This is a genomic window from Kribbella sp. NPDC051936 (assembly GCF_040680955.1).
In the GTDB taxonomy this organism is placed as follows: domain Bacteria; phylum Actinomycetota; class Actinomycetes; order Propionibacteriales; family Kribbellaceae; genus Kribbella.
In genome coordinates, this window is record NZ_JBFAXS010000016.1 from 1 (window position 1) to 14512 (window position 14512).

Consider the following 14512-nt stretch of genomic DNA (forward strand, 5'->3'; position numbering starts at 1 on the left):
GCTGACCGTGAAGGTTCCTCCGGTCATCTCATCAGCTCGCAGGCGACGCTGCCGGGCTCGTCCGGCCAGATCCTGTGACTCCTCGGCGATCGTGGTGATGGACTTGCGATCGGCGGCACGCAGCACCGGTACGAGGAGGCCGTCGTCGGCAGCGACCGCGATGCCGATGTTGATCTGCGAATGCAGGTGCACAACATCATCGGCGAGTGAGGCGTTCATGTCCGGATGCTTTCGCAGGACGAGCCCGCAGGCGCGGACAATCAGGTCGTTGAGACTGACCGCCCGGCGATCGGCTGCCCGCAACCGCTCGTTGAGTTCCTTGCGATACCTGACGAGCTCTTCTACGTCCGCGACTGCGGTGAGGTAGATATGCGGTACGGTCCGGGCACTCTCGGCCAGTCGGCGAGCGCTTGTTCTGCGCAGCATTCCGAGCTGCACCTCGGCAGCCGCGGTGGGTAAGGCTGGGACCGGGAGTTCAGGCGGGAGTTGGGGTGCCGTCGGCTTCGCGGCAGCTGCGCGTACGTCCGCGCGGATGATCCTTCCACCGGGGCCGCTGCCGGTCAGTTCGCTCAGGTCGACGCCGTACTGCCGAGCATCCCGCCTGGCCAGCGGGGAGGCTGGTGGCCGATCCGTCTCCGCCTGAGTTGGTAGATCCACCGGTACGGACGGAGGCGGCTGGGCGGGCGCGGGCGCCTGGTGCTCGCCCAGTTGCTCGTTGCCGAGGATCGCGATCGGGGCGCCGATGGCTGCCTCCTCACCCTCGGGCACCAGGATGCGTCCCAGTACGCCGGCTTCGTAGGCCTCGTACTCCATGACGGCCTTGTCCGTCTCGATCTCGGCCAACGTCTCACCGGGGGTCACCTGGTCGCCGGCCTGCTTGTGCCAGCGAACGATGACACCGGACTCCATCGTGTCCGACAGCCGTGGCATCAGGATCTCGGGCATGGGTATTACTCCTCTCAACGCATCTGATTCAGCGCGTCTGATTTCAGGGCATCCGGCCGACCGCGGCGAGGGTCTGGCGGATCGCGGTAGCGGCGTCCTCGGCAGACGGCAGCGCCGCCCGCTCCAGGTTCTTCGCATAGGGGAGCGGTACCTCGGCCATCGCGACTCGACGCACCGGCGCGTCGAGCTGGTCGAAGGCTCCGTCCGAGATGGTCGCCGCGATCTCGGCACCGATCCCGTAGGTCAGCCAGTCGTCCTCGAGGACGACCGCCGCGTGCGTCTTGCGCACCGACTGAACGATGGTGTCACGATCGAGCGGGCGTAGACTCCGCAGATCGATGACTTCGGCATCGATGCCCTCGGCCTGCGCCAGCTTCTCGGCGACGTCGAGGCCGACCGCGGCCATCCGCGAATAGCCGATCACAGTAATACTGCGGCCGGTTCGGGTCACTGCCGCGCGGCCGATCTCCGCGGGTTCGTCGCCGTCCGGCACCTCACCCTTGGTGTTGTAAAGGGAGAGGTTCTCGAGAAAGAGCACGGGGTCGTCGTCCCGGATCGCGGCGAGCAGCAGTGCCTTCGCGTCTGCCGGATTGCTGGGGGCAACGACCTTCAGGCCGGGAACGAAGGCGTAGTACAGCTCGACGTTCTGCGAGTGCGTGGCGCCGAGCTGCTGGCCACCGCCTCCCGGCGTACGGATCACCATCGGCACGCTGCACTGGCCGCCGAACATCCCGTGGATCTTGGCCGCGTGGTTGACGATCTGGTCCAGCGCGAGCAGGGAGAAGTTGATCGTCATCAGCTCGACCACCGGCCGGAGACCGAGCATCGCGGCACCGACCGCCGCTCCGGTGAAACCCTCCTCGGAGATCGGGGTGTCCCGGACACGCTGCTCGCCGAACTCGGCAAGCAGTCCGGCCGTGATCTTGTACGAGCCTTCGAAGACGCCGATCTCTTCGCCGATCAGCAGTATTCGTTCGTCGCGAACCATCTCGGCCCGGAGGGTGTCACGGATGGCTTGACGGTAGGAGAGCACGGTCATGCGCCGACCGCCCCGAACAGTGGTTGTGCGGGAAGGCGCTCGAGGTCGTTCGGCACCGGGGTTGCGTAGTTGTAGTCGAAGAGGGTGCCGACATCTGGCGCGGGGCTTGCTTCGGCGAAGTTCACTGCTGCCTGCACCTCCGCCACGACGGACTCGTCCAGCTCCTGCTGACTCGCGACCGTGAGGGCGCCGATCCGGAGCAACCTGTCGCCGAGCGCGAGCACCGGGTCCGACGCGCGCAGTGCCGCGATCTCGTCCTTCGTCCGGTACGCCGCGGGGTCGACGACCGAATGGCCGCGGAGCCGTGAGCTCATTGTCTCCAGCAAGCAAGGGCGGCCTTCGCGAGCCGCTGCGATCGCGCGGGTGGCGGCCTCCCGGACCGCGAGGACGTCGTCGCCGTCGACCCGCTCGCCCTGCAGGCGGTACGCCGCCGCGCGCTTGTAGAGCTCCGGTTCGGCGGACGACTTCTCCACGCTCGTGCCCATACCCAGCTGGTTGTTGACCACGACGTACACAATCGGCAGGCGCCAGAGTGCGGCGAGGTTCAGCGACTCGTGAAAGGCGCCGATATTGGTGGTCCCGTCGCCCATGTGGCACATCACCACTTCGTGATCGCCGCGGTAAGCAATGGCCAGAGCGGCGCCGGTCGCGAGGGGGAGCTGGCCGCCAACGATCCCATAGCCTCCAAGGAGCCTGGACTGGGCATCGAAGAGGTGCATCGAGCCACCCCAGCCTTTGGAGACGCCGTCGCGGCGGCCGTACAGCTCAGCCATCACCCGGCCGGCGTCGATGCCGCGCGCGAGTGCGTACCCGTGTTCGCGATAGTTGGTGAACAGGTAGTCGTCGCGTGCCAGCGCACTCATCAGCCCGACGACGGTGGCTTCTTCGCCGAGATTGAGGTGGCAGTAGCCACCGATCGCGGCCTCGGTGTAGGAGCGCGCGGCGCGTTCCTCGAACCGCCGGATCAGGAGCATCTCGCGGTAGTAGGCAAGGAGTTCGGAGTGGTCGGCGGACGGTTCGGATCGTGGCTTGCGCCGGCTACGCGCGGGTGGGCGGTTCGCGGCAGGGGACATCATCGGTCCTCCTCGTAGAAGTGGGCCGTGCGCCGATCGGCGTCGGTGCCCATGTCGTAATGACACGAGAGCGTATCATTTATGATTGCTGGAACAGCTCGAGAGGTGATGGATGAAGAAGGCAGTGGCGGAGGGCGGGCGCAAGCGCGGTCGGCCGACGGGGGACGAACGGGCCGTGCGCAGAGAGCAGATTCTCGATGCGGCGATCGACCTGTTCCTCGAGTCCGGTTATGGCGGAGTGACGCTCGACGCCCTAGCGGCGCAGGCCAGAGTGACCAAGAGGACGATCTATGCCTATGTCGGTGACAAGGCGGCCGTGTTCGAGGCAGTCGTGAGTCGGCTGACTCTGGAGGTGCTGCCGGATGGCCGCTCCGACGGTCTCGAGGCGCTGGCAATCCGGCTGGTGATGACGCTGCATTCGGACATCGCGATTGGCCTGCACAGGATGGTGATCGCCGAGGCATCGCAGTTTCCAGAACTCGCAGCCGGGTTCTACGCGAGCGGACCGGAGCGGTATATGGCCAGGCTGTCGGATGTGATCGCCGAGAACATGCCGGATTCGGCAGCCACGGCCGAGCAGCTGTTTGCGCTCCTTCTCGGCGAACCGCACCGGCGCCGGCTGCTCGGGCTCGAGTCGGCGCCCACGCGTGCCCGGGCACGGGTCCTTGCCAGGGCCGCACTTCGGTCCCTGGGGCTCGACCACTGAACGCGTCAGCTCACGGCTTCAGCAGCATCTCGGCGAGTTCGTCCGGGGCTAAGGTCATCACGTCATGGCCCGACGCGATTTCCGTCGTCGGCCAGCCGAAGGCCTTGGCCAGTTCGGCGAATGGCATGGGTCCGCCGGGTGTGCAGACGATCGCACGGCAGGGGATGTCTTCGACAGCTCCATTCAGACGGGTGGGCTGAGAGAACGTCAGCCGTGGCTGTGGCCTGAGCCGCTCCTCGATCCAAGCGGCCTGTTCGGGGTCGACGACGCCGACCGAGCTCGCCGGTGGGACGGCGATCAATCCTTCGGACGTTGCCGAATCGACCCATGCCTTGAAGAAGGCGGGTGCGAGCGAGTCCAGAGACTCGCCGTCGCCGCCTGCCCACGCATCGACCAGGATGAGCTCCTTGATACGCCCGGAGAGGCTGTCCGCGACCTCTCGGACCACCAGACCTCCATAGCTGTGACCGACGAGCACGACATCCTCGAGGTCGTGCTCCAGCAGAACGTTCGTGACGTCCACGGCATGGGTCCGCAGGTCGATCATCTCCGCGCCGGGCCCGGCCTGCTCGCCGAGACCGCTCAGCGTGGGTGTGAAGACCTCATGCCCCGCGTCACGCAGACGCTGCGCTACCTGGGCCCAGCACCAGCCGCCGTACCAGGCGCCGTGCACGAGCACGAAGTTGCTCATCGTCCCTCCTCATGGTCGATGGTGAGCACAACCTTTCCGATGGTTCTCGCCGTTGCGATGAGTTCGTGCGCCTCGAGAGCGGCGATCAGCGGGAACTCGCGGTCGACGTGGACACGGAGGTCACCTGCTTGGATCAATTCGCTCAGGTTCTCGAGTCCCGCGGCGTCTGGCTCGACCAGAAAGGCGGTGGCGCGGACGCCGAGTTCTGCCGCCCGCAGATCCATCCCGGGTGTCCAGGCACCCTGGCTGTTGACCATGACTCCGCCCGGGCGGAGGCAGGCCATCGTCTGCAGCGCCTGTTCACCGCCGAACATCTGGACCACGATGTCGACGTCCTTGACCACTTCCGGGACGTCGGTTGTCGTGTAGTCGATCGCCTCGTCCACTCCTAGGTCGTCGAGGAACCGGTGCTTGGCGGAACGCGCCGTGCCGATGACGTGGGCGCCATGAGCCTTGGCGATCTGTACCGCCAGATGCCCCACACCGCCTGCGGCCGCGGTGACGAGGACTCGCTGGCCAGCCTGGACCTGACCGACATCTACTAGCATCTGCCATGCCGTGAGCCCAGCCAGCGGCAACGCGGCCGCCTCCGAAAAGCTGAGGCTCGCGGGCATCAGCGCGAAGTGGCGCGAGGGCGCTGTCACATACTCGGCGTACGCGCCGGCTCGCCGAGGGAACCAGGGCATACCGAAGACCTGGTCGCCGGGCCGGAACAGCGTGACGCCGTATCCGATCTCCTCGACCACGCCGGCCACATCCCAGCCGTTGACGAAGGGGAGGGACAGTACCCGGTTATAGGCCACACCCAGCCTGGTGTAGTGGTCGACAGGGTTCACCCCGGCGGCCTGCACCTTCACCAGGACCTCGGTCGGGGCGGGCACCGGCCGGTCAACCTCGATCAGACCGCAACCGTCCGGGTCGTCGCCCCACACGCGTTGCTGAAATGCTCGCATCTTCATGATCGTCAGCGTAGGTAGCCGGACACTGAGCCGGATCCGTCAGATGACCGGGCCAGGGCGTTGCCGCGGCGCGTCGGCAACCAGGTCGGATGACAGATGCCGCCGTCAACCCGTGTGACTAAACTTGGACCCTCCCGTGTCGGTAAAGGAACGTAGCGTTCACCTATGTTGTACGGCAGACAAGTGGAGCAGGCTGCGATCGAGCGTCTCATTGACGAGACACGAGGCGGTCACGGCGGATCGTTGATGCTCTCCGGCGAACCGGGTGTGGGCAAGTCAGCGCTGCTGGACTTCGCGGCCGAGCACACAGTTGGCGCGACAGTGCTCCGTACCACCGGCCTACAGAGCGAGGCGGAGTTGCCATTCGCCGCGCTTCACCAGTTGTTCCGTCCGTTGCTGCCACGCGTCGGTGACCTGCCTCTCGCGCAGGCCACAGCCATTCGCGGAGCCTTCGGGCTGATGCCGCTGCGGCCGACCGATCGCCTTCAGGTGACCCTCGGTGCGCTGACGTTGCTCTCCGAATCTGCGAGCGAGCAACCGGTGATGTGCTTTGTTGACGACATCCAATGGCTGGACCGGCCGTCTGTCGATGTTCTGTCGTTCGTCGCCAATCGCATTCACGACGAGTCCGTGATGTTGCTCGTGGCAACACGTCCGTCCAACGGAGTGTCGCTGCCGGGTGCCACAGAGCTGCGTGTCGAGGGTTTGGATGTGCAGTCTGCGATGGAACTGCTGTCGCAGTGTCACCCGGAACTGTCGCCACAGATCGCCGAAAGGGTCGTCCGGGAGACAGCCGGTAACCCTCTCGCGCTGACTGAACTACCTGGAGCGCTGTCCGATGGACAACAGGCGGGAATCGATCCGATGGTCGGTCCATTGCCGCTGCCCGAGTGCATCCTGCAGCACTACGCGAAGCAACTGGCGCGGATCGAGGAGCCAACACATCGGCTTCTCTTGACGCTCGCCGCGGACGATGCTGGGGACCTTGCCGCGGCGCTGCGCGCCGCGCGGGCTCTCGGGGTCGGCATCGAGGCGCTCGACAGTGCGGTGGAAGCCGGCCTGGTGCGGACGGAAGACACGATTGCTGGGCCACGAGTCGTCTTCCGGCATCCGCTGCTACGGGCGGCGGTATACAGGTCGGCGCGGTTGAGCGAGCGCCTCTCGATCCACCGGGCGCTGGCCGAGGCTCTCGACCCAGAGCTCGAGCCGGACCGGAGAGCGTGGCAGCTGGCCGCCTCCGCTGTCGGTCCCGACGAGGTCGCCGCTGATGAGCTGGAACGCAGCGGCCTCCGGGCGCTGCAGCGCGGCGCCCCTTCGTCCGCGGCTGTGGCGATGGAGAAATCCGCACGGTTGACCTGCTTGGTCGAGACAAGAGCGCGTCGGCTGGTCGGGGCCGCCGATGCAGCCAACAGGGCCGGTCATCCGGTGCGGGCGGAGGCGTTGGCCGACGAGGCCGAAAAGCTGGCTGAGGGTGTTGTGACCCGGGCACGAATTCGGCTCCTCCGGGCCCACATAGCCTTCGACAGCGGCGAGCAGGGGACGGTGCACCGCTTGCTGATGACGGACTGGGAACAGGTCGCGGCCGAGGACTCGGAGTTGGCCGCGCTCATGCTGGTCGATGCTGCGAAGAACGCCTGGTTCAGCAACGACCTGGAGCGGGCTTCGCAGGCGTCGCAGGCCCTGTCTGCCGTCGTTCTCCCGCGGCGCAGCCAGCGTCTCCCGCTGGTTCGCACAGTTCTGAAGCTCACCGATCAGCTGCAGAAGCTCTCCGGGACGGGCTCGCGCCACAGGCCGATGGACGGTGCCGCCGAGGCAATACTCGGTGAGCAGCAGGAGCCCTTGGAGCTCGTGCTTCGCGCCGTGGCGTCGATGGCGACTGCCGACGACGCGGCTGCGATCGAGGCAGTCGAAGCCGCCGTTCAGAGATGCCGTAGCACTGGCCGCCTGGACCTCCTGGTGCTGGCCCTGCAGGTGCTTGCCACGCTCGACGTACTGGTCGGGCGGCACCGATTCGCGAGAGCGAATGCGACAGAAGGACTGGAGCTGGCGAATGCTCTCGGTCTGACCAACCGCAGCTGTCATTTCCAAGCCCTCCTTGCATGGCTCGATGCGGTGGCCGGCAAGTCCGAGTCGTGTCATGAGCTCGCGGCGCTGGCATTGGGACACGCCGAGGCTCGAGGGATCGCTCCGACCGTCGCATTCGGCCGGTGGGCGTTGAGCCTGCTGGACCTCGGGCTCGGTCGGCCCGCCGAGACCTTGGAGCAGTCGCGGCCCTTCGCCAGCGGTTCCGCGGAACATCCGTTGGTGGCGGTCATACGCACCCCCGATCTGGTCGAGGCCGCAGCAAGGCTCGGTCGCGCCGACGAGATGAAGGAGAACCTCGATCAGCTGAGTGCCTGGGCGGCATCGAGCGGTCTCGTCCACGCGAGGGCGCTCGATGCGCGGTGCCGTGCGCTGGTGGCCGACGACGTGGACGTGGCCGACCAGCTCTACACCGAGGCGCTCGCCTTGCACGGCGAAGCCGACGACACCGGCCAGTCACGGCCGTTCGATCGTGCGCGTACTCAGCTGCTGTACGGCGAATGGCTGCGGAGACAGCGGCGACGCGTTGAGGCACGGCGCCCGCTGCGCGCCGCTCTGAACACATTCGAGCAACTGCGGGCCGAACCGTGGATGCGCCGGGCCGAGAGCGAACTCAGAGCGGCTGGGAGTACCCGCCGGAGCGGTGCTGGTGCCGCGGCACCGAACACAAAGTTGACCCCGCAGGAGCTGCAAGTGGCGCGGCTGGCCAGGGACGGATCAAGCAATCGGGAGATCGGGGCGCAGCTGTTCCTGAGTCCCCGCACGGTCGGATACCACCTGCAGAACATCTTCCGAAAGCTCGGCATCCGTTCTCGGGTCGAGCTCGGCCAACTGGATGTTCTTGGTGAGGACCATTCGTGAGGATCAGCGGCGGGATGCAACGCGCAGCGCAGTGGCCGTCACGAGCAGAAGGGCTAACCCGCTGAGCGACCACGGCCCACTCGCATTGCCGCCGAGCTCCCGATCGACGACGTGCGAGATGGCATGGACGACCGCAGCCACGGATCCGCCGAGCAAGGCGACGAAGACGGCATCGGACCAGAGGACCGCGCCCACGAGCGCAGCGCCGATGCCGAGCTGGAATGCGCCGGCATCGTGGAACAGATGCAGGTTGAACGGTGGAAACTCCGCGACCGTGTCGTAGAAATTGTGCGGCCAGAGCAAAGCCCAGACCCCGAACACGATGAAGAAGACCGCACCGAACAAGGTCGTCCAGGTCACGACCGCTTGGATCCGGCGCCTCTTGGCCGGTGCGGCAGTCTCAGATGCAGACATCGCTCAAACCTCCATCGGCGTCGGCGGCAGCGGCGTCCGGCTGCACACACTCAGCCGGTTGAAGGCGTTGTAGACCGTGACGATCCAGACCATGGCGCAGTACTGCTCGGGAGTGAATGCGGCCAGCGCCTGGTCGTAGACATCGTCCGGAACTTCCTGTGTCTTGGACAGTTTCGTCAGCGCCTCCGCCAGTGCGAGGGCGGCGCGCTCCCGCGTCGTGTAGAGGTCGGCCTCTCGCCAGACCGCGAGCAGATCGATCCGCCGGTCGGTCTCGCCGAGATGACGCGCCGCATGGGTGTGCATATCGACGCAGAACACACAACCGTTCAGCATCGACGTCCTGATCTTGACCAGCTCGACCAGCTGCTTCTCGATACCCGCACCGGCCGCCGACCTGTCGGCGGAACTGTTGAGAGCCAGCAACAACTCGTACGCCTCAGGCGCCTCAGGAATGACTTGGATTCTCTCTGCCATGATCGGACCGTAGGCGCGATCCGATCGCGGCGGCATCTGGCGATTGACCGGATATCGCCGTGCCTGTCGATCGTCCGGCTTGTGGCGCTAGGAGGTCCCGTTTCCCGCAAAGGAATTCGGACGTTCGCCTGTAACCGACGGACTCGAGCATGTCCGCAGTCAGTCGGGCCCTGGGGTTGTCGGGACACACCCTGACCACGCCGCCTCGGCGGCTTGTTCGACTGCGTTAGGAGCTGAGGCGGATGTCGCTGTCCGAATCAGGACGACCGGCCGGCGGCTTGGTGCTCCGCCTACTCCGTCACTGCTCTGTGACAGCCCAGCAACCGGTGGTCAACGGGACGAATATTGGTCATCGGCCTGGGCGGCTCAAGAAGTGAGTCGCCCAAGATCAGAGGGGCATCTTGGAGGAACCCAAACAGTCGCACCTTGCCGGCGTTCGGATCCAGATGGTCATCCCGATCCCGATCCTTGCCAATCGCGTACGGGAGCGCCTCGGTCTTGGACTCGAAGCCTTCGACTTCTCGTCCAGTGGGGATCGATCCAAGCCCCAGCCGCCGCTTCCCTGGGCGCTCACCGCTTCTCGTTTCGCTCCCGCTTCACACCCCGGTCGGGCTACGTCATCGACCTGGCCCACTGATTCTTCGCGAACGCCACGAAATTCTCCTCGGCTCGCCAATCCAGACCGAGATCAACGTTGGAGCCCCGAAGACCTCAGCGCCGGCCTGCGAACGAACAAGCCGAGCGTGGCCGCGGCCAGGCGAGAGACCGGAGGTCACCGCGACCGTCGAATCCTATACCTACTGAATTCCAGCTGAGCCTGATCATCGTTATCGATGATGCGCGAAATCCCTTACCGGTAAGGGAATCTGGGAAGGTCACGTTCGCATCGGCTCTCATCGCTCACCATCTTCTCCCGCTGATTGGGGTGCGTAAAGAGGTGCGTGCCCTGCAGTGCGCCAAGCGTTGGGTGATGCCTGCACGAGTTCTTGGACGCTGCTACCCGAGAAGAGTCATAGTCGGGCTATAGCCCGGTGTTCCGACATGGTCGTAGACGAGGGTCGTCGGCAAGAGGTTCCAATCGTGGCCGAGGAACATGGCAACACCGGCGGGTGAGGCGATGAACAGGTGGACCTTGGCGGCGTTCATCTCACGAACGACTGCGCGTACGTGTTCGCGGGCTCTACGCACCCAACTGGCGGCCCAGCCAGGGCCTGGAACCGAGGTGCTGCTCGGGCCATCAGGAGTCGACAACGAAAGAAGCCGTCCAACGGCGAGTCCGGAGGCCAAGATGTACTTACGAACGTCGGGCGCCGGGTCGTGGGTGAGCGCGATGCCGACGGCCAGGTCCGGACCGTCTCCCAGGTGCTCGTCCGAGCGAACGTCGAGGATCGCGTCTTCATGCTCGACGGCGGTGGCCCACACGACGCCGCGCTGATCCGTCGAGAGGACCCAGCTGCCGACATCAGGGAACGTTCTGCCTACGGCGAAGTAGAGGGGCAGGCGCATGCTGGCGGCGATGTGAAGTCGTCGACTGTTGAAGCCTTCGAGGTCTCGCTTGGCTGCAGTCAGTTTCGGAAGAACGACTTCGTCCCATGCGGATGGATCCAAGAGTTCTCTGCGCTGGAACGGATCGACGTCTGGGTACAGGTCGACGATATCGATCTGGGCATTCGGCCGGTCTGCCGACCTGGTTCGATCGATGGCATGTATTGCCAGGACAAGCTCGCCGTCACGCGCGAGCAGCCCCATGGTCGCAACCTCGGCGCGGATGTCGTCAGTTGTTCGGATGCCAGCCCCCGACGTGACCCAGCCTCGGACCATCTCGCGCCCTCGTGCGATGGCGTCGTCGTCGCTTCGGAGGCCGGCGTTGCGCAGGTACGCGCCTGCTCGGGTTGCCCAGGAGTGGTCGGCTTCGCCGTGTACGAACTCGACCGCAGCCACGAAGCGCTTTAGTTCGTCCACGGAAACATCCAGCTGATCTGCCCAAGACTGGATTTGTCGACCGCCTGCACTCGTCGGTGTGAGCCCATCCAGCGTGCGCTGGGGGATCTTGTCCGTCTGGTTGTCGATCAGTCCAAGAATTGGGTCAGCGTGGTCGAAGTTCTTGTTGGTCAGCAGCCTGAATACAGCGTCTTCCTGTCTGACAACGGCCGCTGCCCAGGTCTGATGGAGGCGTTGGAGGGGGCTTTTACTTCGCTGTGTGCGTTTGCTGGTCAGCCACTCATGGTCGATGACAGTGTCGCGGTGCACGCCTGATTTGACTTGGATGTAGAGGTGCGGCTTCCCAGACGATGCCGTCGCCCGGACGACGATGTCGTCGAACGCGCCTCCGTCAGCGTCCTCAATGCTGACCGACTCGAGGTTGGGGTCGGTCAGGACGCATGCAGCGTAGTAAAGCCCGATGATGTGCTGGTAGTCGTCGCCTCGGATCGCTGCACCTCGCGCAGGAAGTCTCACGATGCTGCCCGGTCCCGAAATTCGGGTGTCGGCCCGAGGTCCTCGGCCAACGCGAGGAGGGCGTCTGCGGTGATTGCGGAGTCCGGATATGCCGCGAGGATCGCCGAAGGGACCAATCGCTGAGTCAGGTCAGAGTAGGTGAATCCGACTCGGCCGTCCGTCTGCTCGCCAGTCGCGAGAACCAGTTTGTCGATGGACTCCTCAGGCAGCCCAAATCCCGCGAACGCGTCGTTGAGCACTTGTTTGCGCTGATGAGCGTTAGGCCGTCCGAACTCAAATATCGCCGCGGCGCGGCGCCGGACGGCTGGGTCCATCGATCCAAGGCGGTTGGTGCACATGACAACGAGCAGCGGGATGCGAGTGCCCGCGAACTCGTCGATGCCAGCCAAGAACGCGTTCACGCCGGCACGATCCTCATGATGCATCTGCGTGGCTTCGCGCGACTGCAGGAGTGCATCAGCTTCGTCGACGACCATGACGGTCACCGCCCGCAGTGACCCATCGGCTCCGCGGCCGAGCTTGGCCTCCCGGGTGACCGTTTGGAACGCCTCGCCGATCAAGGCCGACATCTCGCCGACATGGCCGGTACCACGGGCAGTCAGCTTCAGGCGAAAGAGCGTGACATCGACTCCCAGGTACGTTCCGAGGTCGCAACCAAAGCTCTCGGCCAGCGCGGACTTGCCGGACCCGACGTCACCGGCAAACAAGAGCAGCGGCGCGCGATCTTGCAAGAGGACGAAGCCTTCGGGATCGGCCGGGAGGGCGGGGTGGAATTCAGCTGCCCAACGATTCAGGACCGATGGGTCAGCGAGCACGGCCGCCTCCTTGCGGAGGCGGGCCTTGATGTCGTCGACGCCTACGAGCCTCGCATAACGCCGTTCACGCACTTCCTCGGGCAGATTGATGACGGGATGGAAGAGATCGTTGTCGTCGGTCATTAGTCGTTCTCCAGAACAGGGGAGCGTAGAAGACGTACGTGCCGGCCGGATGGCCCACGCAGAGCTGCTAGAAGACGCTGTAGACAGTCCGGTCGAGGCCGGCGCCGTTGCGTGCGTACTGCGCTTGGTTGCCGTGCTGCCCACCAAACGCTGATGGCTCGAGACCGGCGCTGCGTTGAATTGGTAGACCGTCCGTAAAGGCGACCTGAGCAGCAGACCCGAGAGCGTTGAAGGCGCCGTTCCGCTTGAGATAGCTATGGAACGTGTAGCCTCTGACCTGTGTGGCGCTCGGAAGTCGACCTGGCGCCTCATCACGCAGCTGGCCGCCTGCGGCTGCGACGTAGCGCAGCCGCAGGATCCATCGATCGCCATCTTTGAAACCGAAGTCCACCGACTCCAGGTAGCCGGCCTTCAAGTACTGAGCTGTCTCCTCGACGAAGTCGTCGATCGTTGAAAGGGCCGGTTGGCCATACCGGATGTTCAGATTTCGAAGATCCGCGCCGAGCTTGCTGGAGACGTAACGTGCGTCGGTGATGGTGAACGTTGAGGTTCGCGTCATCGAGGTAGTCATGTCAGGCCACCGAGAACGTAGGACCGAAGAGTGAGCGCCATGCCTCGACAGCGGCTCCTTTGGAAGTCGTCATCGCCGCCCAAGTGACTTGGTCCAGTGCGTCGGCGCAACGCTCGACCAACCGCTGGCGGTCTGCCTCGTTGTAATCGGCTGTGACGTTGTTCGTCGGGTTGACCGGATCCCACACTTGGATCGGGTCCGAGGACTCGGCAACATCCCCTGCTCTGTAGTAGTCGGTGAAGACGACCGGGGTCTGTAGCTGAGTGGCGACGATGTAGCCCAGGAACTGCTCGAACGCGCGCGGGTAGTCTTTCACAGCTAGCCCTTCACCGTTCCATCCCTGATCCCACAAGTGAGCGACGATCAGTTCCGCCAGGAAGCTCTTGAATCGCAGTTCCTGCACAGCGGCAGATTCGTGCTTCGCCCTGCTGATGAAGTGCTTGACGAGCCGGATGAACTCCTTGTATTCCGAACCAGCAACGTTCTTGCGCTTGTTCAGGAACTCGAGGTGCTGCGTGACCGAGGTGAGCACTCGATCGCCGGAACTAGTCACGAGGTGCCCACGGTCATTCGGCTCACCCTCGTAGAGCACAGGCGCGACATCGATCTTCAGCCCGCTGCCGCGCATGGTGATGCCAACAGCATGCCTGGAGATCTGAAAGTCCTCGGCGTCTTTGGTCGCGCCGTACACCTCGATGCACCGGTCCCGCAGCCACTCGAGTAGCTGGGACTCGTTGACGCCGATGCCACCGACCGCCGCGGCTCGCACATAGGCGGCAACATCAGTGTCGGAGCTGCTGCGAATCGCGGTGTGTTTGGCAACGCTTCCCGAGGCTCGCATCTTCACCAGGTCGTAGTCGGGATGTGCTGCGATATAGCTCTCGAGCCGGGAGCGCAGGTAGGCAGTCTGACTGCGGCGGGCTTTCGCCTTCTCTGGCGGAACATTGACCTTTTCGCTCGCGTAGGTCGCCAGGTGGGCATGCGTCACCTGCTCATGCATTGGTTCTCCTCAGGTTGTCCGGTCAAGGCGTGACTGGGCCGAGGAGTCGCAGTGAGAATGATCTCGTCTTCGAGGGCACGCAGGACTGTCTGCATGCACCTCTAGGTCCTACACTGTGAAGTGTCGAAGCAACACGCGTAGGCCCTGAGATCAGACATCACGTCGACTCAGGGCCTTCGTCTTGTCTGGTACTGCCGAGCTAGCTTACCGCCCACGGTCGACAGTTTGCTAGCACTCTGGTCTTGAGACTGCTAACCAAAGTTACGCTTCTGTAATTTCAGCAGATTAGCACGTGGTGGCGA

Annotated in this window: 13 protein-coding genes; 2 read left to right on the plus strand and 11 right to left on the minus strand. The window is 64.8% G+C overall.

The genetic code is table 11. The features are described from left to right. The 3 genes from AB0L64_RS39555 to pdhA all read right to left on the minus strand — a co-directional run. A partial coding sequence (locus AB0L64_RS39555; protein WP_363718102.1) for a dihydrolipoamide acetyltransferase family protein occupies window positions 1-945 on the minus strand: 945 nt, incomplete at its 3' end. 43 nt (window positions 946-988) lie between these two features. Further along, window positions 989-1984, minus strand: a complete 996-nt coding sequence (locus AB0L64_RS39560; protein ID WP_363718103.1) for an alpha-ketoacid dehydrogenase subunit beta — start codon at window positions 1982-1984, stop codon at window positions 989-991. Then, on the minus strand, window positions 1981-3060 hold the full coding sequence (gene pdhA, locus AB0L64_RS39565; RefSeq protein WP_363718104.1) for a pyruvate dehydrogenase (acetyl-transferring) E1 component subunit alpha: 1080 nt from the start codon (window positions 3058-3060) through the stop codon (window positions 1981-1983). The genes AB0L64_RS39560 and pdhA overlap by 4 nt, the downstream gene beginning before the upstream one ends. A gap of 109 nt (window positions 3061-3169) precedes the next feature. Here pdhA and AB0L64_RS39570 point away from each other — a divergent pair, with 109 nt between their 5' ends. Continuing rightward, window positions 3170-3763: a TetR/AcrR family transcriptional regulator gene (locus tag AB0L64_RS39570; protein WP_363718105.1), complete on the plus strand. Its 594-nt coding sequence runs from the start codon at window positions 3170-3172 to the stop codon at window positions 3761-3763. 10 nt (window positions 3764-3773) lie between these two features. On the opposite strand, the gene AB0L64_RS39575 is transcribed toward AB0L64_RS39570, so the two are convergent. Together AB0L64_RS39575 and AB0L64_RS39580 are read right to left on the minus strand one after the other, a co-directional pair. Then, window positions 3774-4454, minus strand: coding sequence for an alpha/beta hydrolase (locus AB0L64_RS39575; protein WP_363718106.1), 681 nt, complete (start codon window positions 4452-4454; stop codon window positions 3774-3776). After that, the gene (locus AB0L64_RS39580; protein ID WP_363718107.1) at window positions 4451-5386 is read right to left on the minus strand and encodes an NADP-dependent oxidoreductase; all 936 of its coding nucleotides are present in this window, start codon (window positions 5384-5386) and stop codon (window positions 4451-4453) included. Before AB0L64_RS39580 ends, AB0L64_RS39575 begins: the two co-directional genes overlap by 4 nt. Window positions 5387-5578: 192 nt before the next feature. Between AB0L64_RS39580 and AB0L64_RS39585 the strand changes: the two genes are divergently transcribed. Continuing rightward, a complete protein-coding gene (locus AB0L64_RS39585; RefSeq protein WP_363718108.1) occupies window positions 5579-8356 on the plus strand; it encodes an AAA family ATPase in 2778 nt (925 codons plus the stop codon). A gap of 3 nt (window positions 8357-8359) precedes the next feature. Here AB0L64_RS39585 and AB0L64_RS39590 read toward each other — a convergent pair whose 3' ends face one another. From AB0L64_RS39590 to AB0L64_RS39615, 6 genes are all read right to left on the minus strand, one after another. Continuing rightward, window positions 8360-8716, minus strand: a complete 357-nt coding sequence (locus AB0L64_RS39590; RefSeq protein ID WP_363718109.1) for a hypothetical protein — start codon at window positions 8714-8716, stop codon at window positions 8360-8362. A 57-nt stretch (window positions 8717-8773) separates the two neighbouring features. Beyond that, a complete protein-coding gene (locus tag AB0L64_RS39595) occupies window positions 8774-9244 on the minus strand; it encodes a carboxymuconolactone decarboxylase family protein (RefSeq protein WP_363718110.1) in 471 nt (156 codons plus the stop codon). Window positions 9245-10240: 996 nt separating this feature from the next. Then, a complete protein-coding gene (locus AB0L64_RS39600) occupies window positions 10241-11701 on the minus strand; it encodes an SAVED domain-containing protein (protein ID WP_363718111.1) in 1461 nt (486 codons plus the stop codon). Further along, window positions 11698-12639, minus strand: coding sequence for an AAA family ATPase (locus AB0L64_RS39605; RefSeq protein ID WP_363718112.1), 942 nt, complete (start codon window positions 12637-12639; stop codon window positions 11698-11700). The genes AB0L64_RS39600 and AB0L64_RS39605 overlap by 4 nt, the downstream gene beginning before the upstream one ends. Before the next feature lie 67 nt (window positions 12640-12706). After that, window positions 12707-13210: a hypothetical protein gene (locus AB0L64_RS39610; RefSeq protein ID WP_363718113.1), complete on the minus strand. Its 504-nt coding sequence runs from the start codon at window positions 13208-13210 to the stop codon at window positions 12707-12709. A 1-nt stretch (window position 13211) separates the two neighbouring features. Continuing rightward, on the minus strand, window positions 13212-14210 hold the full coding sequence (locus AB0L64_RS39615) for a CBASS oligonucleotide cyclase (protein WP_363718114.1): 999 nt from the start codon (window positions 14208-14210) through the stop codon (window positions 13212-13214). Window positions 14211-14512: the final 302 nt, after the last annotated feature.